Origin of the sequence: Bartonella sp. W8122 (assembly GCF_016102485.1) — a bacterium.
GTDB lineage: Bacteria > Pseudomonadota > Alphaproteobacteria > Rhizobiales > Rhizobiaceae > Bartonella > Bartonella apihabitans.
Genome location: NZ_JACFOO010000001.1, coordinates 2,066,467 through 2,089,382, shown reverse-complemented (window position 1 = coordinate 2,089,382; position 22,916 = coordinate 2,066,467). Strand labels below are relative to the sequence as shown.

Sequence of the window (22,916 nt, the reverse complement as noted above, 5' to 3'; positions counted from 1 at the left end):
GGGGAATATTTGTCTTGGAGTTATCTTCACCGACTATTGATTGACAAATTAAGCTAAATTGCAGCAGAGCGGAAGTGTTACAAATTAATTCACAATCAAGTTTTGTTAAGAAAATTATATTTCCGATACTTTCGTTACCTATTTTTAATTTGGGTAGGAAAAGCAAATTTTTACAGGTGGCAGCAAAACAAATTTTTGGATGAAAAATCTTTTTCCTATGCTATATAATAGAAAGCTAAAAGTTTAGAGACGGGTTCCGGGAGGAGTTCCGGAGGCCGTTTCTTTTTGTTTTCGACGCAAAAACGCGGGAAGGAAAGGATACGATTATGGAAAAATATCCGATGACGACCGGAAGCTATGAAAAATTGAAAAAAGAGCTTCACTGGCGTCAACACGAAGAACGCCCCCGTATCATTGAAGCAATCGCCGAAGCGAGGGGTCATGGCGATCTTTCGGAAAACGCCGAATATCATGCTGCGAAAGAAGCCCAAAGTCATAATGAAGGTCGTATTGCCGAACTTGAAGACTATGTTACCTGTGCCGAAGTGATCGACGTTTCCAAACTCACCGGAGACAAAGTCAAATTCGGTGCTACCGTCAAGTTGATTGACGAAGACACCGAAGAGGAAAAAACCTATCAGATTGTCGGTGAACAGGAAGCCGAAGTAAAATTGGGCAAAATCTCTATATCTTCGCCGATTGCCCGTGCTTTGATCGGCAAGGAAAAGGGCGACTCTATCGAAGTGAATGCGCCGGGCGGTTCGCGCTCTTACGAGATTTTATCCATCGAGTTTATCTGATCGGTTGTTCTATGCGTGTGTCGATTGATGAAACGGACGTTATTGCGCCCAATTTCAAAAAACGTTTGTCGGGTGTGACATCGACAATTGTGCAACTCATTCCGTTGCAACGTAAAAAAGGCATACGCATATCCACCATCGGACCGGGATTACCGGATAATTTGCCCTCGCTCGGCTATCCAAGCTTGTTGAAACTCTGGAAACGGCCAGAGGGCAAACCGTTTCGTATCTGGCATGCGCGGCGCAATGTCGAAATGGTGGCGGGTATTCTTCTGCGTGACCTCTTGCGCATGAAGTTGAAGCTTATTTTTACGTCTGCTGCCCAACGCCATCATAAGCCTTTTACCAATTGGCTTATCAGAAGAATGGACAGGGTTATTGCAACAAGTGCCCGTTCCGGCTCGTTTCTTGAAGTGCCCTATCGGGTTATTATGCATGGCATAGATCTTGACCGTTTTACCCCGCCTGCAACATTTGAAGATACATTCCAATCGACAAAACTTCCCGGCAAATATGCGGTCGGTTGTTTCGGGCGGGTTCGCCACCAGAAGGGAACCGATCTTTTTGTCGATGCGATGATTGAATTATTGCCCCATTATCCTGACTGGACAGCCATTATTACCGGCCGCACCACTGCCGAACACAAAGATTTTGAAAAAGAGCTGGAACGTAAAATTGCCGCTGCCGGTCTTCAAAAGCGCATTCTTATACTGGGTGAGGTTGATGATATACGCGTCTGGTATCGTCGCGTAACGCTTTACGTTGCACCATCGAGAAACGAAGGTTTCGGGCTGACACCGCTTGAAGCTATGGCTTCCAAAACCGCTGTTGTGGCAAGTGATGCGGGTGCTTACAAGGAACTTGTCACAGAAGGCACAGGAACAGTCGTTCCGGCTGGCGATGGCAGAGCATTGACAGAAGCGATAAAGCCTTATCTTGCAAACCCTGAGAAGACCATTGCCATGGGCGAAAAAGCCTTGGAGCATGTGCAAAAAGACTTTCCTCTCGATAAAGAAGCAAGCTCGATAGACGAAGTTTATCAGGAACTTTTCACAAAAAAATAGTGCAATAGTTCTCTAGTTCGCGCGGACTATGGCGATTTTCCTATGCTGTAGAACGGCAGGAAACTTTATTCCATGAGTTTTGGGATACCCGAAAGAACAGTTAAGTGAAATAGCCTGATCAGATTGTTTGTCACCGCAATTCACTTATAAAATTTTAAGATTGAAGCCAGCAAATCCGATTGCCAGACGGAAACGGTTTTTAATTGAAAGATATGACATCTTAAAAGCAAACAGATCAGGCGCAATGACCACGTCATTCCTGTTGAAGAGTATCGGTACAGTAAACGCACCACGTTTGACGCGTTAGATTGATAAATATTCGGTATTTGATGAATATATAACGGGTACACGGATGATCGTATATGTTCCGATATTTTTCAGCATAAACCTGAAAACGATTGATTGTTTAAAGGGTGAAAAAGTTAAAGCTTCAATGCAACATTTGCGAATAGGAAAAATCAGTCGTTTGATAATGTTATAAAGTTTATCAATATGCCTGTTTGAGGAAATTTTTAGCATCAATATGACCTTGCTGGGCAGCAAGATCGAAAAGTTTTATGGCTTCGTTTTTATTTTGTGGAATCTCAAAACCCTCATAATATAACAATCCTAGATAGCATTAAGCCGAAGCGTTTGCTTGAAAAACGAAATGCATTTATTCGTTTTTTAATTATAAGTGGCTAATATAAATAGTATAAATAACCAACTTAGAACTAAAAAATCTAATATCGCTAATACGACAGTATTAAAAATTGGAGTTGGTTTTTGAATAAATTTATTCAATATATCGCTTTCTGTAGAAGAATTCAGTTTTGATTTGGAATCATAACTTGCACGCCCTTTTTTGAATACAATATTGTATTGTATAAAGAATGTAATAAGAGATAAAATTGGGATACCTAATCCAAATCCAGAGAACATTTGTCGCAATGTCCTGATTGAATATTGAGCTAATGTTAATTTATTTCCGGTATCAGCATTTACAATTTTTAATCCTACAATCGATTTTCCGATATTGTTTCCAAATAGAGAATAAATACAACAATCAATAATAAAAACAAATAAATAAAATATAACTATAAAACAAGTAATAAAAAATCCCATCGCAAAAGGTAAATTATGAGGAAGAAATTGTAAAAAAACAGTTATATCTATGGTATGAAAAATTATATTCAAAACAACCATAAAAAATATAATTATGTATAATAATGCATCAAAAATTCTTGCAAAAAAACGCGGCCATAGATAATTTTTTTGATCCATAATAATTTCACTTATATCAAATAAACCAGAAAATTCGACATTTTAGGGGCTGCAACTATTTCCAGACTTATATTGATAAAAAAATATAATTTACGATGGATCAGCAGACAATTTAAATCCATCGAAAGTCACAACTTTATGGTGTTAAGTAAAAAGAATTTATCAACTCTTCATTTAATAGTTTGATTGACGAGGAGGCACACAAGTAAACTTTTGAAAAACGCGTAAAACACATTCAAATGGAAGACCTTAAGAGCAATCGAACTAGGAGAATTTGGAACGCGTCTCGCTCCGGCGCGTAACGCTTTACGTTGCCCCATCGAGAAACGAAGGTTTCGGGCTTACACCGCTTGACGCTCAGGCTTCCAAAACCGCTGTTGTGGCAAGTGATGCAGGTGCTTACAAGGAGCTTGTCACAGAAGGCGCGGGAACAGTGGTACCCGCTGGTGACGGCAAAGCTTTGACAGAAGCGATAAAGCCTTATCTGGAAGCCCCTGAAAAGACCATTGCTATGGGCGAAAAAGCCTTGGAGCATGTGCAAAAAGACTTTCCTCTCGATAAAGAAGCAAGCTCGATAGACGAAGTTTATCATGAACTTTTCGCCGCAAAATAGAACGACATTTCTTTGGTTGCGCTGAGTTTCACGGGGTAATCTTCTGAAGAATAGCATCAAGCGCTTCATAAAAAGGAAAGTGAAGTTTTCAGCGTTCCAATTGGTGTTTTTTAGAGAATGAGAGGTGGTTCGTCTTTGATGACGCGAATGGTGAGAGCAGTGCGCACCGACCCGACATTGGAGGCGGCGGTCAGTTGTTCAATGACAAAAGTCTGGAAGCTTTTGAGATCGGGTGCCACACAGTGAAGCAGAAAGTCGGATTCTCCTGACACCATCCAAGCTTTTCTGACAAGCGGCCATTGATAGACCATGGCTGCAAACCCGCGTAAATCCGCATCGGACTGGCGGTGCAAACCGACAAAGCAGAAGGCTACGAGATCTTGCCCGATCATGGCACCATTCAGTATAGCCTGATAGCCTTTGATAATGCCATCCTGCTCAAGGCGTCTCACGCGACGCAGACATGGCGGTGCAGAAATACCAACTTTCGAAGCAAGTTCGACATTTGTCATGCGTCCATTGCTTTGGAGTTCTTTCAGTATTTTCCAATCGATTGAATCAAGATCGGCTTTAATCTGCATTGGGCTTTACTTCACTATTGTTGGATTGAGTGATTGTCTATCACCGGTTAGGAAAAACGTCACGCGATAAAATCATTTTCTCCAGAATGCTGGCGTAAATAGAATAATAACGGTAACAATTTCCAGCCGTCCTGCAAACATAAGAGCGCTCAAAATCCACAATGCGGCATCTCCGACTGTGGAAAAATTGCCATCCGGCCCAATTCGGTCGCCAAAACCGGGTCCGACATTGGAAAGAGCCGTTAATGCGCCGGTAAAAGCAGAAACAAAATCAAGGCCGGTGAAGGAAAGCAACATTGCGCCAATCACAAGCGAGGTCATGTAAAGACTCAAAAAAAGCAACACAGTCTGGGCAAGGTCACCGGAAATATCGGTTCCGCCATAGCGCACTTTGACGACTGTGTTCGGGGATAGAAGCCGCGTCAGGGCTACCCGCGTGAAGCGCCAGAGGATAATAAGCCGGTTGATCTTTATGCCACCGGAAGTCGATCCGGCACAACCGCCTATGAAAGAGGCGATGAAAAATAATCCAAGCGCGAAAGGCCCCCATAGCAAATAGTCTTCTGCAGCATAGCCGGTTGTTGTTATGACAGATACAAAATGGAAAATCGCGTCAAGAAATGCATGATGGAACGTAAATCCGAAATGGAAGCGCAGCCATATGGCAAGTGCAAAACTTGCAACGAGAACGATGGCCAGAAAAACAATCACTTGCGGGTCGGCCAAGCGCCTTGAACGTTCCGGCAGAACAAGTTTGACATAAAGAATAAAGGGGAGCGAGGCGAGCAACATGAAAATTGTTGCAATGACCAGCACCGAAGGTGTCTTTGAAAAATAGCCGAGCGAGGCATCATGGGTTGAAAAACCGGCCGTTGCAATTGTCGTCATGGCATGATTGACGGCATCAAACATTGTCATGCCAACGGCAAAATAGGACAACATGCATAAAAGTGTGAGCCCCAGATAGGCGATGATAATGCCATTGGCAATCTGGTTCACACGCGGCAGAACTTTTTCTGCGCGATCTGACGATTCCATATTGAAAAGTTGGATGCCGCCCACTCTGAGCGAGGGCAAAAGCAATAATGCCAAGGCGATAAACCCGATGCCGCCAATCCAGCATAAAAGCGATCGCCATAAAAGAATGCCGCGCGGTAGCCGGTCGAGACCGGTCAGAACTGTGGCGCCGGTTGTGGTAATGCCGGAAACACCTTCAAAAATGGCGGCTGCGAGTGACAAAGGCAGGCGTGAAAAATAAAGCGGCATGGCACCGAGCAGGCAGCCGGTGACCCATAGGCAGACAGTCAATAGAAATCCGAGTCGGGCAGAAAAGCGACAATTCGCGCCATTGGTTGCAAGCAGTATCAGAGTGGCAAAAGCAATCGTTGTCGCAGCCGAGCGAATAAAAACAACCCAGTCGCCATTTCCTGCCCGCAAATCTGCAAGGGCAGGAAGCAACATGGTTATTCCCATTATGAGGGAAAAACGCGCGCAGACATTGCTGACAAATCGAAAAATGGTAAACCTCGGGATTGAAAAGAAACTTAAATACGCGTGTTAGGCAATCAATTGCTATTTTATATAAACTTTCCACCAACTGACAATCGCTAAGTTTCACAAAATGTCATGGGTTGTGATTTAATCGGTCAATCTTTTCGACTGTCTTGCAAAAGCCGAGTTTAAACCATAAATCAATGACTAAGAACAACCCTCGGAGAAACGCTTGCTCTTGGCTTTTTCCTAAATCGATTTATGAAAGTGGAGTTTTATGTCAGCGCGCCATATTCCTGTTTTAATCATCGGTTCAGGCCCTGCCGGCTATACAGCCGCGATCTATGCAGCGCGGGCCATGTTGAAGCCTGTGATTGTTACCGGACTACAACAGGGCGGCCAATTGACCATTACCGACGAGGTTGAAAACTATCCCGGTTTTGTCGATCCGATTGGCGGGCCCGAACTCGTCCAAAAAATGGCCGATCAAGCGGTGAAAATGGGAACCGAGCTCGTTTATGACATCATCACCAAGGCAGATCTGTCAAAACGGCCTTTCACGCTTCATGGTGATTCAGGCACTGTCTATACCTGTGATGCGCTGATCATTGCGACCGGTGCGCAAGCCCGTTGGTTGGGGCTTGAGAGCGAAAAAACCTTTATGGGCGGTGGTGTTTCGGCCTGTGCGACATGCGATGGTTTCTTCTATCGCGGTAAAGATGTTGTTGTGGTTGGTGGCGGCAACACAGCCGTTGAAGAAGCGCTATATCTCGCAAATCTCGCCAAAACTGTAACTGTTGTGCACAGGCGGGATTTTTTCCGTGCCGAAAAAATTATGCAGGAGCGTTTATTGAAACGTGATAATGTACGTGTGATCTGGAATCATGTGGTCGATGAAATTGTCGGTAATCCGCCAAAACCGCCCATGGGCGCAACGGTGACCGGTGTGCGTCTTAAAGACACTTTGACGGGAAAATTGAGCGAAGTCGAAGCGCAGGGCGTCTTCATTGCTATTGGTCATGCGCCGGCTGTCGAGTTGTTTGAAGGGCAATTGCGCCAGAAACCGGGTGGCTATTTATGGACAGCGCCGGATTCTACAGCAACCGATGTCGAAGGGGTTTTTGCAGCAGGTGACGTAGCCGACGATACGTTCCGTCAGGCGGTGACAGCCGCCGGGCGTGGCTCGATGGCAGCTATTGAAGTTGAACGTTTTCTGGATAGTCAGGCTGATTCAAAGGCTGTTGAAAAGTAGATTTTATCCGGTGCTTTTTAGATAAAAATTGCGCCGGAAATTAAGAATGGGTACCGTTTTTGAAGCAGGAAGCGGTTTTTAACATTTAAGGAGAAAACGAGTGGCTGCGCCGTTGGATTGGGACAAATTGAGAATTTTCCACGCCGCCGCTGAAGCCGGCTCGTTTACGCATGCCGCGCAGACGTTACACATGTCGCAATCGGCAATTTCACGTCAGGTTTCGGCTCTTGAACAGGATGTCGGTGTACCACTTTTCCAACGCCATGCACGCGGACTTATCATGACCGAGCAGGGCGAAATTCTTTATCGCACGGCTCATGATGTATTGATGAAACTCGAAAATGTCCGCTCCAAATTGAGTGAGAGCCGTGAAAAACCGACCGGTCATTTGTGTGTTACAACGACCTTCGGTCTTGGCTCCGGTTGGCTTGTGCAGCGGATACCGGAATTTGTGAACCTTTATCCTGATATTCAAATCCAGCTTCTCCTTGATGACGAAGAACTCGATTTGACAATGCGCCATGCCGATTGTGCTTTGCGTTTGCGTCAGCCCCAGCAGCCCGACCTCATCCAGCGGCGGCTCTTTACCGTGCATATGCATGTTTATGCTTCGGCCAATTATCTTGCCAATCATGGTAAGCCGACCCAGTTGGAAGAACTCGATAATCATCGCATTATTTCATTCGGTGAATCGGCACCGAGCTATCTTGCCGGCTTGAACTGGCTCGAAAGTGCCGGACGTAATGACGGGTCGCAACGCATTCCCTCTTTACAAATCAACAATGTGATTTCCATCAAAAACGCAACTATAAAAAATCTTGGCATCGCGGTTTTGCCCGATTACATCATCGCCCCCAATGACGGGCTGATCAAGCTCTTCCCCGATCTCACGGAAATTCCTTCTTTCGATACCTTTTTCTGTTATCCGGAGGCATTGAAAAACTCCGCCAAGCTTCATGCCTTTCGCGATTATATTTTCGCCAAAAGCCGCAATTGGTCATTTTGACCGGATAAGAAGAATGACGGTCTTTTTGAAAAATTCCTGATTGTTAGGACCGATAATTCTCAAAGTCATATTTTTTACCGGATAAACGACATATTTTAGGTTAGGCCTTGTGTAAGCCCCAGTTTTTCGCCGGTGAGACAGATCTTCAAGAGCTTTTGCCTGTAGCTTTGGATTGATCGAGATCGACATTCAATAAGTTTGCCTGATTGCAGGCTTGCTTTATATAAAGGTTAATCGTTGTTTTTTGATGGATAGGCATGATTGCCGGTCATATTGCCAGTTCATTGGGCACATTATGACAATGCCTATAAATTACGCGGAAAAGGAACATTGCCGGAAAATGTTGGAATTATGATTTGGATTTCACTATAACATCATGTTTTTTAATAAAAAATGTGTTTATGTGCAGAAATGAAGCAGTTTTTTTACATGAGCTATGCACTGAGTGCATAGCTGGCGTGCTTAATATCTGGTTGTTGATTGCCTAAAAAAAGAGCATATTGCACACATCTCAAGAACACGTCTCCTCCCATTGCGTTTCTTGAGTGTTCCCCTCTGGAGGTTTTGTCAGATTGACTTTAGTCTCTGAAACCTTCAAAACTTTGGCCGGACATTTGTCCGGCTTTTTTTTTGCTTTTTCCGGCTTATTCCTTTGACAGGTCCCAATCGGTTTTTTGGGATTTCCGATGAGCGATAATGGGAGCGAACATTTCTAGTCAAAGTTTCAAAGCAAAAACTTGTTACGCGAATGTCCTTCACCTGCGGGAAACAAAAAGCGGAAAGCTTTGTTGCTTCGGATTATTCTTGAATAGGTGCCGGTTCAATCAGGCAAAGCAGCATTGGTGTTTTCCGTCATAAGAATGAAAGCGGCATTGATGTTTTCGTGAAAGCCATATGAGAGGGGTATGCCCATTTTTATGCCCCAATAGTGTTGACGAAACTTTTGCGGCTTTTCATTCCCGTTAAAAAGCGGAAAGACGCACTACCGACTTCGTCGAAGAGACGGCACATTAAAGAGCAATGCTAACGAAAACAGAAGTTCGCGCATTTAGTCTGCTTGTTTTGAGCCGGTGGCAGAGATCAACACGCCCTTCGGGAAGGGGCATTGTGTCGAGATAATCCGACAGCGTGTTATGTGAGGATAGTATTTTCACGATCTTATTTGTCTATTCCGTCTTGTTCCCGATCTTTAATGTTTGAACCGGCGAAGTTTTTTGGCTTTTTCGGAAAAACCTGTCATTGAATTTGAAAAAAAACCGCCCTCAAAAAAGGCGGTTTTTGAATGGTTTAGTGACGGAACCTATTAGCGCAGGCTTGCACAGAAACGCTGAATGCGCCGGCAAGCTTCTTCCAGAAGTTTTTCTGAAGTTGCATAGGAAATACGGAAAGCCGGTCCGAGACCGAAAGCGGCTCCGTGAACAACTGCTACAGCTTCTGTTTCAAGAAGAGCCGTGACAAAATCTTCATCAGTTTTGATGACTTTGCCTTCCGGTGTTTTCTTGCCAATCAGTTTTGCGCAGGAAGGATAAACATAGAATGCGCCTTCCGGTGTCGGGCATTCAAGGCCGTTTGCCTGATTGAGCATGGAAACAACGAGATCGCGTCTTGCCTGAAAGATTGCTTTGTTTTTTGCAATAAAATCTTGCGGTCCGTTCAAAGCTTCAACCGCAGCCCATTGCGAAATCGAACTTGTGCCGGATGTCTGCTGGCTCTGGATGGTTTCCATCGCCTTGATAAGCTCGACCTGACCTGCTGCATAGCCGATACGCCAACCGGTCATTGCATAGGCTTTTGAAACACCGTTTACCGTCAATGTGCGCTCGTAAAGCTTTGGCTCGACGGCTGCCGGCGTAGCGAATTTGAAATTGTTGTAAGTGAGGTGCTCGTACATATCATCGCTCATGACATGGACGTGCGGATATTTCAAAAGAACATCGGTCAGTTTTTTCAACTCGTCATGTGTATAGGCAGCACCTGACGGATTGCACGGAGAATTGAAAACAAACCATTTTGTTTTGTCGGTAATGGCTGCTTCGAGATCTTCCGGCTGAAGCTTGTAATTGAATTCTTTTTTGGCATCGACAAAAACCGGTGTGCCATTATTGACGGCGACCATTTCCGGATAGCTTACCCAATAGGGGGCAGGGATAATTACCTCGTCGCCCTTGTTCAGTGTTGCCATGAAAGCATTGAAAAGAACCTGTTTGCCACCTGTGCCGACAATAATCTGCTGCGGCTTGTAATCAAGATTGTTTTCGCGTTTGAGTTTTTTGGCAATGGCTTGGCGAAGCTCCGGTATACCGGCAACAGGAGTATATTTTGTTTTGCCCTGACGGATTGCCTCGATAGCAGCATTTTTAATGTTATCGGGTGTATCAAAATCGGGTTCTCCCGCACCGAGTGAAATTACATCACGACCGGTGGCCTTGAGGTCACGGGCTTTTTGTGCAACCGCAATCGTTGCAGAGGGCTTGATACGGGATAGCGTATCGCCAATGAATGCCATTCTATTATCTCCTCAGATTGAATAAGCAATGCACTGATTCTTGCCTTGAAGTGCAATAAATCAGTATAATAAATTTATGTCCCAAGCGCTTTAAAAGTGCAAGAATTGTCTTCATCAATTTATTGTAGCGGCTTTAAAGGGAATAGTGCAACACATAGTATTGTTACCAGTGATTATTGTTCCCCGTGCGCCCCGCTACCCCGCTATTCCCCTTTATCGACGCGGGAAAAAATGTCATCAAAACGTTTTTTGGCAATGCCCGGCTGCTTATGGTCGCGATAGGATTGCGGCAATGCCTGATCGTCACCCACTTTAATGAGCATAATCATTCCCATGGCATAATGGGGAATACATTTAATGCCATAAAAGCCGGGCTTATCGAAAGTCACTTGCAGTTCTTCGTCGATCTTGCCTTTGAAAGGTGTTGCCCCTTCCGGTATCATATCATCAATCGTTGCAGCATTATGACTTTTTTGGGTGGCAATAAATTTTACGGAATCACCCGGTTTGAGTTTAAGGTAATCCGGCTCGAAAACCATGGCGCCACTTGCTCCCCGATTGAGCATTTTCACCTCATAGGTTTCGGCATTGGCAGTCGAGATGAAGGCGAGCAGTGCAACAAAGGCAAACAGTTTTTTCATTTTTCATCCTTTCAAGGAAAATTAAAGCAGGTAGCGTATATGGGGCCTACCGTTTTCAAGCATTTCTATTTCAGCATTGGCGTGGAAATTGGTCAATATTGTTTCCTTCGTCAAAACCTCTTCCGGCTTTCCCGAATTTATCAATCGCCCGTGTTGAAGCAAAGCAATACGGTCGCAAAACATGGCGGCATGATTGAGGTCGTGAAGGGCAATCAGCACAGAAAGGCCGAGTTTCCGGATGAGGGAAAGGATTTCCAGTTGGCAACCGATATCAAGATGATTTGTCGGCTCGTCAAGAATGAGAATACGCGGTTTTTGTGCCAATGCGCGCGCGATATGGATGCGCTGTTTTTCGCCGCCTGAAAGGCTGTTCAGAAGGCGCTTTTCAAAGCCTTTCATATTGACTTTCAAAAGAGCATCCTGCAACGCATCTTCATCTTCCGGAAGCCATGGTGAAAGTAGGCGTTTGTGTGGTGTGCGGCCGATTTCTATGGCATGGCGCACGTCGATGCGTTCATGCGGTTCGGCGTGCTGTTCGACAAAGGCAATTGTTTTGGCAAGTTTTTGTCTTTTCCAGTTGGAAAAAGCAATGTCATCAAGGCTTACCTCGCCTTCTGTTGGCCGAACAAGGCCCGCAAAAACCGATAGAAGCGAACTTTTGCCTGCGCCATTCGGGCCGATAATGCCTAAAATTTCCTGATCTTTCAATGTGAGCGTTACATCATCAAGAATGGTGTGACGGTCGATTTCAAGTGATATGTGTTCTCCGACAAGCATATCAATTTCCTTTCTGCCGCAAAAGCAACAGGGCAAAAAGCGGTGCGCCGATCAATGCGGTGACAATACCGACAGGAAAAGCAAGACCGGGCACGATAATGCGCGAAATAACATCGGCGGCAATCATAAAAAGCGCACCGATAAAAGCCGAAGCCGGTATCAGCAACCGGTGGCGCACACCGACAATAAGACGGGCAGCGTGCGGCACCACGAGCCCCACAAAGCTGATTGTACCCATAATCGAAACCATAACGGCCGTCACCAGAGCCACGACAGTAATGAGCAGCATGCTTACATAATGGACAGAAATACCGAGCGATTTTGCAGCACGCGAGCCGAAAACAAAGGCATCAAGAATACGGCAAAAGGCAAAAAAGATTAAAAATGCGCCAAGTGTCAAAGGAAAAGCGAGCGCTGCGTCATTCCACCTTGCACCGGAAAGATTGCCGATCATCCAGGCAAAAATATTCGAGCGTCCTTCAAGGGGTGTAAAGATCATCAATATGAGCGCCGTCAAAGCATTGAACAGCATGGCGCTCGCAATACCGGCGAGAATAATGGCGGTTGCATTGCGGCCGGAATGATAGGCGAGGAACACAACAAAGAAAAACGATAACAGACCGCCGATCAATGCTCCGGTTGAAAGTGACAGAATACTCAAATTCATGCCGAAAGCGGTAACCAGTGCCGCACCTGTTCCCGCCCCCGAAGAAATGCCGAGAAGATAGGGTTCGGCAAGGGGATTTCGTAACAAGGCCTGTAAAATAACCCCGCACATGGCAAGACCGGCACCGCAACAGGCGCCCACGACCGCGCGCGGCAGACGCCACAGCCAGATCACCCGACTGTGGAATATATCCACCTCGTAACCGCTATCAAACAGATGATTGGCAATGGTTTTCAAAAAAGTTGAAAACGGAATGGCAATCTCGCCAATTGCTGCACCTGTCACAATTGCGCATAGCAATATGAAGATGCAGAAAAGCCAGATGATAATCGTGCGGGGCAAATGTGTCACTCTTTTGCGTCACTCTTTTAGAAGACCAAGTTCGACAATGGCATTTGCCAGTTTTTCAATACCGTCAATGGTGCGCATGGTTGTATTCATGGATTGCACGTCCATATTGACAAGGCGATTATTTTCGACAGCCGGTAGCAGTTTTGTAACGGGGTCTTTCTTCAAAAAATCGCGTTTCACGACAACATCATCGGCAGGAAAACGGCGACGATCCATTTCGGCAAGAACAATAATGGTCGGGTTTGCTTTGACAATGGTTTCCCACCCGACAGTCGGCCATTCATAGTTTGATTTGATAACATTTTTAATGCCGAGAATTTTCATAATATAACCGGGTGCACCAAGGTCTCCGGCAACATAGGGGTCAATATCAAGATCAGCACTGGAATACCAGAAAACCGCGCTGATTTTGCCCTTGGGCAAGTTTTTGACCTTGTCGATTGCAGCCTGTTCGCGCTCCTTCAAGTCATGAACAAGTTTCTCTCCTTTATCCTGAACATTGAAAATCAATGCCAGTTCGGAAATTTCCTGATAGATCATGTCCATTGTGAAAGGGGCTGTGCGCAAACCGTCGCTACCGGCAAGATTGTCTTTTCCAACGCAATCGGCAGGTGCTGTATAAACCGGAATTTCAAAATCCTTGAACTGGTCATAGGTTGCAGCACTTCCCGCAGGCCCTATAACCCATTCCTGATGACTTGCCACAAGATCTGGCTTTTCGGCAATGATGCTCTCGAAACTTGGAACATCATGGGAAAGCATTTTAACGTTTTTGTTGACTTCGGTAAATTGCGGCAAAACAGGTGAATACCAGAGCGCTGTGCCTTTGACTTTGTCGGATAACCCCAAAGCATAAAGGATCTCTGTCGTATTTTGTCCGACCGAAACAACGCGTTCCGGTGCTTTGTTAAAAACCAGTGTGCGGCCGCAATTTTTAAGCGTTAACGGATAATGCGTTTTGTCGGCAAAAGCATTGCTATGAAAAGCAATGGAAAAACAGCTTATTGCCAGAGCCAGAATGATCGTCTTCAAATGGATGGTTTTCATGAGTATACTCTTCTCGTTTAAAGCCGGTGCAAAGCCGTTTTATGAGGGCTTTGCCGTGTCACGGAATTGAAGTGATTGACGGCGGGGTTTCGGAAAGTTTTCAAGCCTGAAAAGCCGCACTTGCAAAACGAAAAAAGCACTCTCGGACGAAAAAGACTTGAAGAAAAAGCCTTAAAGAAAGTCCGGTTAAAAACCACATTTGCAACCATTTTTTTAAAGTTACAAATGTTTTCGGTTCCGGTCTTTTCAGTTTTGGACTTGTTACTTCGGGTCTTTTCACAATCGGAATATTTTTGTTTCAATAGGCTATTTTTATCTTCTCTCCGCTTTGACAAATGAGAGCAAAACATTGTCAAACTTTTTTGTTTTGAAAAAAGCCGCAAGAGATAAAAGAAAAAACTCTGTCGGAACAAATGTTTTGCTCGCGCAATCAAACCGGAAAAGATTATCCGGATAAGCGTATGAGAGGCGACAAAAATGACGCCTGATTGGATTGCCATGATGACCTTTCCTTTGCACCCACCGTGCGTTAGGGCATTTTATAACGGGCTTATAAAAAGCCCATGATTGACGGCAGGTCTCCTGGCTCGCGGCATTTTTATGCACCTTTAGCCTTCCCGCTTTCGCAGTGGCCGGGTAAAACCCTTAAAAAAGGTGCTGCCGTTTACAGTTGCGGGGGCAGCCACGGCTGAAATCCCTTGAGTGAGGTCGATTTTTCCGTGTTCCCTATTATTCCCCTTTTGAAGACATCCTGAAGGGGAACCGTCAATAAAATTTATAACTTATCTAAATATAAGTGCAAGCATGTTATTGACGTTATTGTTGAAATAGAAAAACGATATTCTGTCAGTTTGCCTTCGAGGGCTAATGATTGTCACTCTACTCAAGGAAAGATCGGGAAAAGATTGCGGAAACAACGGGAAAATATGAAAACGAAGGAACGGGGCCTTGCAGACAAAATTGAAAAAATTATCGGATAAATAAAAAAGCCCCACTCGAAAAAAGGTGGAGCTTTTTAAAAATCTGTTTCTTTTATATCCGGTTTTGAAATGCTCATCAAACGTTTTGCCGTTTTAGTCGGGCATTTCACTTCCAGATATTAAAGAGCTGAAAGATTGCCTGCAGCAGATTTGCCGGAACGACGGTCCTGCACAACTTCATAAGACACTTTCTGGCCTTCATTAAGACCGCTCATGCCTGAGCGTTCAACAGCTGAAATGTGTACAAATACATCTGCACCACCATCATCAGGTTGAATGAAGCCGAAGCCTTTTGTTGTGTTGAACCACTTAACTGTTCCTGTAGCCATAGGAAACTCCTGTAATAAAAATGAGTGCACCAACACGTCATGCGTTGATGCTTCTGGTAGATCGAAATTTAGAAAGGGGAGTTTCGTTAAATAGTGCTTGCTGCACGGTTAAGAAAGTCGCACAACCGAAAAATCGATTGGCGTTTCATTAGACCCTCTCGAAAAAGAAAGCAAGTTGAATTAATATTAAATTTGAAAGCGTTGTCGCTTTTGCTATTTTGATTGCCTACACTATCTGGTGTATACAGGGGCAATCATTATTTTTAATTGTCGTCAGAATGTCGCGATTATATGAGGGGATTTGAGTGAATGGCCAGAAAAGGCAGCGATATAGACGACAATATGCCTGATAATCCGGTTGATGCAGCTCCTGGTTCATTGCGTGAAGGCATTGTCAAAAATACCCGTTTTTCGCATCAGGCAAAGATCCTTTATATTGCTTTCTGGCATTCGCATACGCGCAACACGCTGATTGCGACATTTCTTGGCATACTTGTGCTGATTATTCTGATTGGCCGCGGGCAATTGCAAATCAATGAGTGGACAAAGGATTTCTGGAACGCGATCAGCCGCAAAGATTTGCACGAATTTGTTTTCCAGCTCGGTGTGTTCTTTGTTATTGCCTCGGTTTTATTGATCTTCAACATTGTCCAGACTTTTTTGAACCAATATTTGAAGATGAAATTGCGCGAAGGCTTGACCGATGACCTTATCAGCCAATGGATGCAGCCAAAGCGTGCTTTCCGTCTGACAATGGCTGGCGAGGTGGGCGTCAACCCTGACCAGAAACTTCATGAAGATGCGCGACATCTCGCCGAATCAACGGCCGATCTCGGCATCAATCTGTTGCAGGCCAGTGTAACATTAATCATCTTCATTCCGACATTATGGGCAACAACGGCGGGCTTTGTTTTCAGCTTTTCCGGCTATAGTTTTCCGCTTCCCGGTTACATGATCTGGGCGGTGCTCCTTTATGTCGGGGCGGCATCCTTTCTCACATGGTTTGTTGCGCGTAATCTGGTGACTATCAACGCCAACCGTTATGCACGCGAAGCAGATTTGCGTGCTGCCTTGATGCACACCAACCGTTCGATTGATTCGATCACCTTGATGGGGGCGGAAAAGGACGAGAAGCGTTATCTTGACGGGCGTGTGCAAAACGTTTTGAATGCCATCTGGCATATTGTTGTCGCAACCACCAAATTGACAGGTATCACCGCCGGTTATGGCTGGGTTTCGAATGTTGCTCCCTATATTATTGCTTCGCCGATCTATTTTGGTGGCGGCATTGATCTTGGTGGTCTACAGGCGGCTGTTCAGGCCTTCAATCAGGCACACCAGTCATTGCGCTGGTTTGTCGACAATTATGGTGCTCTGGCCGATTGGCGCGCGACGATGCTGCGTGTTGCAACATTCAGACAAGCTGTTGTTCAAATGGACGGTGTCGATCGTCTGAAGGGCGAACATATCACGGTCAAAACCAATGATTCCGATATTATGACCTTCGACAATCTGTTGATCCGCACGGCCAATGGCAAATTGACTTTGACACCGCCGGATTTAGCTATCAAGCGCGGGCACAACACGCTGATCTATGCACCGCAAGATGTTGATAAAACCATTCTATACCATGCGCTTGCAGGGCTTTGGCCTTGGGGGCAGGGCACTGTAGGGCTTCCCAATTCAGGTCTGCCAAATTATATTCCCGATGCCCCTTATATTCCGCCGGGCACATTGCGCACGGTTCTTCTCTATCCGGCAACGGATAAAAACCCGACTGACGATGAAATCGAACGCGCTCTCGAAATCACCGGTTTGAGTGATTATTTTTCCGCGCTTGATGAAGAAAACGTCGATTGGGAAAGACGATTGAACGATGTTGAACGCCGGTCAATCGCTTTTGCCCGTGTGCTTCTTACAAATCCGGAATGGATTGTTGCCAATCAGGTGATGGACGGTATTGACGAAACAGTGCGCAAACGCATTGCCTCGGTTGTTTTCCAACATTTGAAAAATACGACTTTTGTCTATATCAGCCGTCGCAATGACGAAAGCTATCTGTACGACGTGATTGTAGAAGTAAAATTCGAGCCGTCCGAACAGGCTTTGTCAAAGGGAGAAAAAACGACACCAAAAAGCGAACCGTCTGATAGCATTCCGGAAGCCCAAACGGCAGACACCGAAACAGCGGCTAGTGAGACCACAAAGGCTTCAGAAACTTCGCCTGTAAAAGAGAAGAATAGAAAGCCAAAAAAATAAGCGCGAAGAATTGGCTGCTCCACTATCAAACAGCAAGTTGCAGTGATCAGCAAAACGCACAAATGACTTCTTTCTTTTCGGGCGTTGTTTTATGTGCGGTGGATTTTTGTGACCGACAAGCTTTTATGTTTAGTGATTTTGGACAGCGGTTTTAAGCAGAGCCAATTTCTTTCGTCGAAGATCAACCTCTCCAGTTCCAAGAAAAATGGCGTAGCGGCAAGATTGCAGCAATTCGCGTTCGAAAACGGCTTTTGAAAAAAGCTTTTAATGAAATTTCCTCCAAAAAAGATTCGCACTCCAAAGATATTTTTGAAAGAAAAATGCCTTTAGCGTTTCATAAATTCTCGAGGTTTTAAGGCCGCGCTGGTCGGTTTTCAGGAACCGCAAACAAACATGAAAAAGAGGAAGATGCAAAACTCCGCTCGGGCAAGATGCATTTTTAAAGTTCATAAAAATAGAATCAAAACCGGATGAACTTCAAATACGTGTTCTTAAAAATTGCCACAGGCTTTTAAAAATCGGTTTTATCAGAAACAGTTTTGTTTTTTTTAAAATTATAAATGAGCACCATCGCCTAAGTTTTTCCATGAGAGCTGTCGGAAAAGGAATAAAGGCCAAAGAGCACAAAACGGAACAGGTTTCAAAGTAAAGCAGCGAAAGGGAAATTTTTGGATAAGCAGGGTCTTCCTCTAATAGCAGCATTTTCCCGATGAGCAGCCATTTTCCTGAAATCTCTATAAATCTTGAAGTGCATTAAGAAAATTGAAGAGCCTGATGAATCCTGCGCAGCGTTACGGATGTCGGCTTTCGGGAAAAGAGGAAGGTGGTCGTGAGCAGAGTTTTTGAAGTGCCGGATAATATCCGGGATTTCCGGTTTTAAAACTCACCAGCCCCAGAACATCAGCCACCAGGCGTAGACAATTGGAACGCAACAAAGAGCAAAAAGAGCGAAGCTAACTAATTTGCAGATGAGGCTTGCAGGTGTTCTTTGCAAAATTCTTGCCGCAAGATAAAGGCTCCAGAGCGCGGTTAAAGCAAGAATAAAGGCACGGGCATATGGCAACCACCAGAAGGTCACACCGTCATACATCAAAAGTTTGATTGTCGTTGCAGTAAGCCCCAGAAACAGACCCGCTGCTGCCAATGGCAAAAACGCTTGTGCCAAATGATGATAGAGCGTTGACGAACGCATAAGCGAGGCAATAGCCCACAGCATGAGCGTTAAAAATGTGCCAAAAAGCACGCCGCTTCCCAGAATGTAACTTGCAACACAAAAACCGTCTACCCAGTTGAAACTGTCATTATTGGCAGGGTGGTTTGTCAAGATCCACCAAGGGGCGGTCGGGTCGAGCGGCCAGAAAATATTGTGATCGACAAGCCATTCGGCAATTCTCTGTTTAAAAGTCACAAACCACGGGCTTACCGTCCATGTAAAGGCACCGATGGCAACGCCGATCATGCCGAAAAGCAGTAGCCTTGTTTCCCATGGATTGGCGTTTTTGTCTTCTCCGTAAACGACAACTTCTTCCATAACCGAGCGTGGTTTGAGCGCCACTGCATCACGAAAACCGGCACAGCGCGCGCACATATGGCAGGCATTGACGCCATGAAGCTGATGAATATTGATCATTGGAGGGCAATTGGGGTTTTCCTGACGGGCTCCACAATAATGCGCCCATTTTTCCTGATCAGTCTTGAACGAAATAGGGGCAAGGCGGGAAAGCAGGTTGAAAACGCCATTAACGGGGCAAAGATAACGGCACCAGACACGCGTTCCTTTACCGAAAAAGAAGCCGATGACCATTGCTGCCAGTGTCGAGCCGCCCAAAATGAGAAGTGCTGCTTCCGCATAATCATAAACGCTGATCAACTGTCCATAAAGGGTTGTGAGAATAAAGGCGACCGTTGGCCAGCCCCGCCATTTGAGCCAGCGCGGGATATTCCTGTTACGCCCGACAGTGCGGCTGGTATATTCGGCCAAAGCACCTTCGGGGCAGAAAACGCCGCACCAGATGCGGCCTATAAACAGCATAGAAAGAATGACAAAGGGCCACCAGATTCCCCAGAAAACAAATTGGGCAAAAAGAACAAGATTGCCAAGAATATGTTCCTGCCGTGGCGGCAATGGCAAAAATGACGGCACGATAAGGAGAAACAGATAAATGGCGACAACACACCACTGTATCGTCTGGATCACTGTTCTATGACGTTGCATGACAGTGCCCAGATTAGAGACCGCAGTGGTGATGATATGTGACATGGTTTCTTTAAAAAACGGGTTTCAGGTAACTTTCAATGGCGGGCGAACCACCGTTTTGGCAGGCTTTCTATTACAAAGAACAATGGCTGTAATCCAGTAAACTGCCAACACAACAACTTGCATCAAAGACGGTTCCGCATGGTAACCTGTAAGGCCAGTCAATGTGCTGTTATCGGGAATAAGCCAGCTTGTACTCCATAGCGGATCATCCATAAAGCTATATAGCCATTCGGGTAAATCATAAGCCGAAATCTGGGCCGCCGCTTTGTCGAAGGCAGTAATCAGCAATCCCCCGCCAATGAGCAGAAGGACAAATTCGCTTCCCAGAAAGAACCATCTCCACGGGATGATTTTGGAAAATTTCTGTAACAACCAGAAAGTCAAAAGTGCCAGAATAAAGCCGAGCACACCACCCAGAATGAACATGCCGAGCGACGCACCATTTTGTTGCGCTCCGACACCGGCAAGAAACACCACTGTTTCGGAGCCTTCACGGGCAACCGCAATCATCGCAAGGAGCATAATGCCGAAACCGCCGGAAGATTGCAGGCTTTCGGCCGCTTCACGTTCCAAAGTATGTTTCATTGAAGCACCGTGATGGTGCATCCAGACGATCATCTGCATAATGAGAAGGGCGGCAACCGCCATCATAGCGGTGAAGAACCATTCCCCGCCGGGGCCTGCAAACCATGTGCCCGCGACATAAAACAGGATGGCGAGAATTCCGGCAAGAACAAGCCCTAATGCGGTTCCCGCCCATAAACGGTTTTTAAGCGTTAAAAGATTTTCTCGCCGCAGCCACGTATAGAGGATGCCGATAACGAGCAGCGCTTCAATACTTTCACGCCAAACGATGAAAAGAGGTGCACCCATTTGTCTGCTCTCCTATTTTACGTTAATGTCGAAACCGGCCATATCCATGTGAAATTCGTCAACAAAATGGTAGCTGCCGGGTTTGAGCGGGTGAATGACAACAAATGATTCAACGCCTGCGCCGAGAACTTTTTCAACCCGCATAGACAGGTTTTCAAATTCGGCTGGCCCCGAACCGATATTTTTAACCGAGATTTTGAAGCGTTGCCCCGCCGGAACTTCAATTGATTGCGGTTCAAATACACCATCCTTGATGGTTACATTATAAAGTGAAAGTTCGTCGGCTCCGGCAAAGAGGGGAAACAGACAAAACAGCAAAACCAATATTGCGCGCATAATAAAACCCTTTTTAACCAAAGAGAGCTTTCCGGAATGAATGGTTTACGTTCAAGAAAACCAATAATCCCCGCCAAAAAGCAAGACCGGCTGTGGAGGTCACAACGGCCGGTCTGCTCGGAGGGCTTACTTCTAATGGTGGATGATCGAAAGTAAACCCCGACTTTACAAACAGGTCTCGATCTTTGGGGATAAGATTGACTGGAAACTTATCCCTTAAATGTTTCTGGCAGAATTCGACTGCCGGTCACAACAATCAATAGCCACCTTTTTTGCCAGTGCCGGCATAGGTGAAATCATATTCGACAACGCATTTGTCAAACCATGGGCCAACGCCGGTTTCTTTATCGACATGGCGGCCGAACATGGATTCTTTTGAAGGCGGCAAAATGGTGTATTTCAGGTGATATTTGCCAGCACCATCAAGCTTGATGTTTTCGCCATAGTGCGGGCCATCATTGGCAACCATCGGGTGGAAATGACCGCTCAAAGGTTCTTTTGCACCTTCCTTGGTCAATTCGTAAGAAACTTGCAAATAAGGTGCCCATTCGCCTTCCGGAAGACCGTTTTTATTGTCTTCGGTCGCATGAATATCAGCTTCCAGATGGATATCCGATTTAGCAGCCGCAAGCATAATGCCTTCCGGTTCCATTTCAATCGGTTGCAGGTAGACAGCCGCAATTTCCAAACCGCCACAATGCTGTGGTTCGCCAATCGGGTATTCCACGGCCAGAGCCGGTGTTGCAAATAGTGTGCAGGAAGCAGCCAAAATTAGTTTGTTTAAACGCATGATATTTCCCTCAGAATAAAACATGACTATATATATCATCTTTTATCAAAAGCGCAAATTTAAAATTTACCAAAATTATCAAGTTCATTTATAAAAATTATAAAAGCGGCCGGATTATGATGTTGTTTATTGCAAAAAAACAGTTGAATTTATAATAAATAATTGAATATTAGCCGGATAAAAAATAGTAAAAATATAAAAATTATACTATTCATGATATGATAATAACGGGATTATTATTCAAAAAAATGTTGGCAAAAAATTAATTTCATTATAAAATAAAATTTTGTATTCAAACGGACTTGTTATTTTTTTATTTTATAAAATTTAACTTTAGTAAAAAATTTTAAAAAATATTGAATCAATGACACATAAAACGTGACAATATCGGTCATGAGACACGCTATTTTGAGCAAGGCGAGCCTGTTTAAGGCAAGATTATGAAGGCACGGGACAAGTCGGGTCAGATTCAGTCAAAACGGTTTTCAAAAGAAGCAGATTTTATCATCGCTTTAATCCGGAATGAAAATTATGACCACTCCGCAAGTGATCGACTTGTCGCAAGTGAACGACACCTTGCAACCGGTCGGCACATAGAAAAGTGATTGATATGCAAAAGTGATAAGTCGAGCAATGCGACAAGCAGCACTTTCCCTCATTTCCATTTTCCCGCATTTCATAGCGCATGAGATTTAGAGTGGATAATAAAAGGCCCGTTCACAAATGAGTCGGTTAAAAGGTTGAAAAGCCATTCGTTGCAAGAATCGGAATTTCGATAATGACTGGCGGGGAGGGATATTCTGTGTTTACGTGGCCCAGCCAGCCCTTGTCATTCCGTGGGAGTGAGGCAATCCGGCCAAATATTATAAAACTTCGCGAAATCGATTATATCGCAGAATAAGGTATTCTATCGGGCAGAATGAGTCGGAGGAAATGTCCGATCCGATAAAATTTGCAAAATGTTTCGGGCTTAACGGCATAAAACTAAGCGCTTGGAATTAGCGGATGGATAAATGAGTTCAAGCCAAAA

Annotated in this window: 19 protein-coding genes, 1 pseudogene and 1 riboswitch; of the genes and pseudogenes, 6 read left to right on the top strand and 14 right to left on the bottom strand. The window is 45.0% G+C overall.

Translation table 11 applies throughout. The features are described 5' to 3' along the window. Positions 1-326 precede the first annotated feature (326 nt). Together greA and H3S83_RS09115 are read left to right on the top strand one after the other, a co-directional pair. On the top strand, positions 327-800 hold the full coding sequence (gene greA / locus H3S83_RS09120; RefSeq protein ID WP_075868874.1) for a transcription elongation factor GreA: 474 nt from the start codon (positions 327-329) through the stop codon (positions 798-800). Then, positions 800-1,864 (top strand): glycosyltransferase family 4 protein, encoded by a 1,065-nt coding sequence (locus tag H3S83_RS09115; RefSeq protein WP_198239703.1) that lies wholly within the window; start codon positions 800-802, stop codon positions 1,862-1,864. The genes greA and H3S83_RS09115 overlap by 1 nt, the downstream gene beginning before the upstream one ends. A gap of 487 nt (positions 1,865-2,351) precedes the next feature. Here H3S83_RS09115 and H3S83_RS11705 read toward each other — a convergent pair whose 3' ends face one another. Continuing rightward, entirely contained in the window at positions 2,352-2,471 is a 120-nt protein-coding gene (locus H3S83_RS11705; protein WP_198239481.1) for an SEL1-like repeat protein, read from the bottom strand. A 59-nt stretch (positions 2,472-2,530) separates the two neighbouring features. Next, positions 2,531-3,127, bottom strand: coding sequence for an RDD family protein (locus tag H3S83_RS09105; protein ID WP_198239480.1), 597 nt, complete (start codon positions 3,125-3,127; stop codon positions 2,531-2,533). A 280-nt stretch (positions 3,128-3,407) separates the two neighbouring features. Here H3S83_RS09105 and H3S83_RS09100 point away from each other — a divergent pair. Continuing rightward, a pseudogene (locus H3S83_RS09100) lies at positions 3,408-3,740 on the top strand (glycosyltransferase); the annotation flags it as partial. Positions 3,741-3,850: 110 nt separating this feature from the next. On the opposite strand, the gene H3S83_RS09095 reads toward H3S83_RS09100, so the two are convergent. Then, entirely contained in the window at positions 3,851-4,321 is a 471-nt protein-coding gene (locus tag H3S83_RS09095) for an Lrp/AsnC family transcriptional regulator (protein WP_077972104.1), read from the bottom strand. Between the two features lie 72 nt (positions 4,322-4,393). Continuing rightward, a complete protein-coding gene (locus tag H3S83_RS09090) occupies positions 4,394-5,782 on the bottom strand; it encodes a TrkH family potassium uptake protein (RefSeq protein ID WP_198239478.1) in 1,389 nt (462 codons plus the stop codon). Between the two features lie 307 nt (positions 5,783-6,089). Between H3S83_RS09090 and trxB the strand changes: the two genes are divergently transcribed. Next, on the top strand, positions 6,090-7,064 hold the full coding sequence (gene trxB, locus H3S83_RS09085; RefSeq protein ID WP_198239477.1) for a thioredoxin-disulfide reductase: 975 nt from the start codon (positions 6,090-6,092) through the stop codon (positions 7,062-7,064). A gap of 100 nt (positions 7,065-7,164) precedes the next feature. Then, entirely contained in the window at positions 7,165-8,070 is a 906-nt protein-coding gene (locus H3S83_RS09080; RefSeq protein ID WP_198224198.1) for a LysR family transcriptional regulator, read from the top strand. Positions 8,071-9,373: 1,303 nt separating this feature from the next. On the opposite strand, the gene H3S83_RS09075 is transcribed toward H3S83_RS09080, so the two are convergent. From H3S83_RS09075 to H3S83_RS09045, 6 genes are all read right to left on the bottom strand, one after another. After that, a complete protein-coding gene (locus H3S83_RS09075; RefSeq protein ID WP_198224201.1) occupies positions 9,374-10,576 on the bottom strand; it encodes a pyridoxal phosphate-dependent aminotransferase in 1,203 nt (400 codons plus the stop codon). A gap of 203 nt (positions 10,577-10,779) precedes the next feature. Beyond that, the gene (locus H3S83_RS09070; RefSeq protein ID WP_246741739.1) at positions 10,780-11,217 is read right to left on the bottom strand and encodes a pseudoazurin; all 438 of its coding nucleotides are present in this window, start codon (positions 11,215-11,217) and stop codon (positions 10,780-10,782) included. A gap of 21 nt (positions 11,218-11,238) precedes the next feature. Beyond that, positions 11,239-11,994, bottom strand: coding sequence for an ABC transporter ATP-binding protein (locus H3S83_RS09065; RefSeq protein ID WP_198239476.1), 756 nt, complete (start codon positions 11,992-11,994; stop codon positions 11,239-11,241). Position 11,995: 1 nt separating this feature from the next. Further along, positions 11,996-13,012, bottom strand: coding sequence for a FecCD family ABC transporter permease (locus tag H3S83_RS09060; protein WP_370541345.1), 1,017 nt, complete (start codon positions 13,010-13,012; stop codon positions 11,996-11,998). A gap of 9 nt (positions 13,013-13,021) precedes the next feature. Then, complete coding sequence (locus H3S83_RS09055; RefSeq protein WP_198239475.1) at positions 13,022-14,059, bottom strand: ABC transporter substrate-binding protein; 1,038 nt, start codon at positions 14,057-14,059, stop codon at positions 13,022-13,024. Positions 14,060-14,613: 554 nt separating this feature from the next. Further along, positions 14,614-14,841: riboswitch (cobalamin riboswitch) on the bottom strand. A 317-nt stretch (positions 14,842-15,158) separates the two neighbouring features. Next, complete coding sequence (locus tag H3S83_RS09045; protein ID WP_075868855.1) at positions 15,159-15,368, bottom strand: cold-shock protein; 210 nt, start codon at positions 15,366-15,368, stop codon at positions 15,159-15,161. Between the two features lie 309 nt (positions 15,369-15,677). On the opposite strand from H3S83_RS09045, the gene H3S83_RS09040 reads away from it, so the two are divergent. Further along, the gene (locus H3S83_RS09040) at positions 15,678-17,627 is read left to right on the top strand and encodes an ABC transporter ATP-binding protein/permease (protein ID WP_198239474.1); all 1,950 of its coding nucleotides are present in this window, start codon (positions 15,678-15,680) and stop codon (positions 17,625-17,627) included. Positions 17,628-18,510: 883 nt separating this feature from the next. On the opposite strand, the gene H3S83_RS09035 is transcribed toward H3S83_RS09040, so the two are convergent. From H3S83_RS09035 to H3S83_RS09020, 4 genes are all read right to left on the bottom strand, one after another. Further along, positions 18,511-19,887, bottom strand: a complete 1,377-nt coding sequence (locus H3S83_RS09035) for a 4Fe-4S binding protein (protein WP_198239473.1) — start codon at positions 19,885-19,887, stop codon at positions 18,511-18,513. Between the two features lie 21 nt (positions 19,888-19,908). Further along, a complete protein-coding gene (locus H3S83_RS09030) occupies positions 19,909-20,760 on the bottom strand; it encodes an FTR1 family protein (protein ID WP_198237549.1) in 852 nt (283 codons plus the stop codon). A gap of 12 nt (positions 20,761-20,772) precedes the next feature. Continuing rightward, positions 20,773-21,096, bottom strand: coding sequence for a cupredoxin domain-containing protein (locus H3S83_RS09025; RefSeq protein WP_198232772.1), 324 nt, complete (start codon positions 21,094-21,096; stop codon positions 20,773-20,775). Between the two features lie 256 nt (positions 21,097-21,352). After that, the gene (locus H3S83_RS09020; RefSeq protein WP_198232771.1) at positions 21,353-21,886 is read right to left on the bottom strand and encodes an iron transporter; all 534 of its coding nucleotides are present in this window, start codon (positions 21,884-21,886) and stop codon (positions 21,353-21,355) included. Positions 21,887-22,916: the final 1,030 nt, after the last annotated feature.

Bases quoted from the DNA above. Each gene is read 5' to 3' on its own strand.
- H3S83_RS09020 (WP_198232771.1), bottom strand. From the start codon at position 21,886: ATGCGTTTAAACAAACTAATTTTGGCTGCTTCCTGCACACTATTTGCA.
- trxB (WP_198239477.1), top strand. From the start codon at position 6,090: ATGTCAGCGCGCCATATTCCTGTTTTAATCATCGGTTCAGGCCCTGCC.
- H3S83_RS09025 (WP_198232772.1), bottom strand. From the start codon at position 21,096: ATGCGCGCAATATTGGTTTTGCTGTTTTGTCTGTTTCCCCTCTTTGCC.
- H3S83_RS09070 (WP_246741739.1), bottom strand. From the start codon at position 11,217: ATGAAAAAACTGTTTGCCTTTGTTGCACTGCTCGCCTTCATCTCGACT.
- H3S83_RS09040 (WP_198239474.1), top strand. From the start codon at position 15,678: ATGGCCAGAAAAGGCAGCGATATAGACGACAATATGCCTGATAATCCG.
- H3S83_RS09030 (WP_198237549.1), bottom strand. From the start codon at position 20,760: ATGGGTGCACCTCTTTTCATCGTTTGGCGTGAAAGTATTGAAGCGCTG.
- H3S83_RS09045 (WP_075868855.1), bottom strand. From the start codon at position 15,368: ATGGCTACAGGAACAGTTAAGTGGTTCAACACAACAAAAGGCTTCGGC.
- H3S83_RS09065 (WP_198239476.1), bottom strand. From the start codon at position 11,994: ATGCTTGTCGGAGAACACATATCACTTGAAATCGACCGTCACACCATT.
- H3S83_RS09055 (WP_198239475.1), bottom strand. From the start codon at position 14,059: ATGAAAACCATCCATTTGAAGACGATCATTCTGGCTCTGGCAATAAGC.
- H3S83_RS09075 (WP_198224201.1), bottom strand. From the start codon at position 10,576: ATGGCATTCATTGGCGATACGCTATCCCGTATCAAGCCCTCTGCAACG.
- H3S83_RS09035 (WP_198239473.1), bottom strand. From the start codon at position 19,887: ATGTCACATATCATCACCACTGCGGTCTCTAATCTGGGCACTGTCATG.
- greA (WP_075868874.1), top strand. From the start codon at position 327: ATGGAAAAATATCCGATGACGACCGGAAGCTATGAAAAATTGAAAAAA.
- H3S83_RS09095 (WP_077972104.1), bottom strand. From the start codon at position 4,321: ATGCAGATTAAAGCCGATCTTGATTCAATCGATTGGAAAATACTGAAA.
- H3S83_RS09090 (WP_198239478.1), bottom strand. From the start codon at position 5,782: ATGTTGCTTCCTGCCCTTGCAGATTTGCGGGCAGGAAATGGCGACTGG.
- H3S83_RS09105 (WP_198239480.1), bottom strand. From the start codon at position 3,127: ATGGATCAAAAAAATTATCTATGGCCGCGTTTTTTTGCAAGAATTTTT.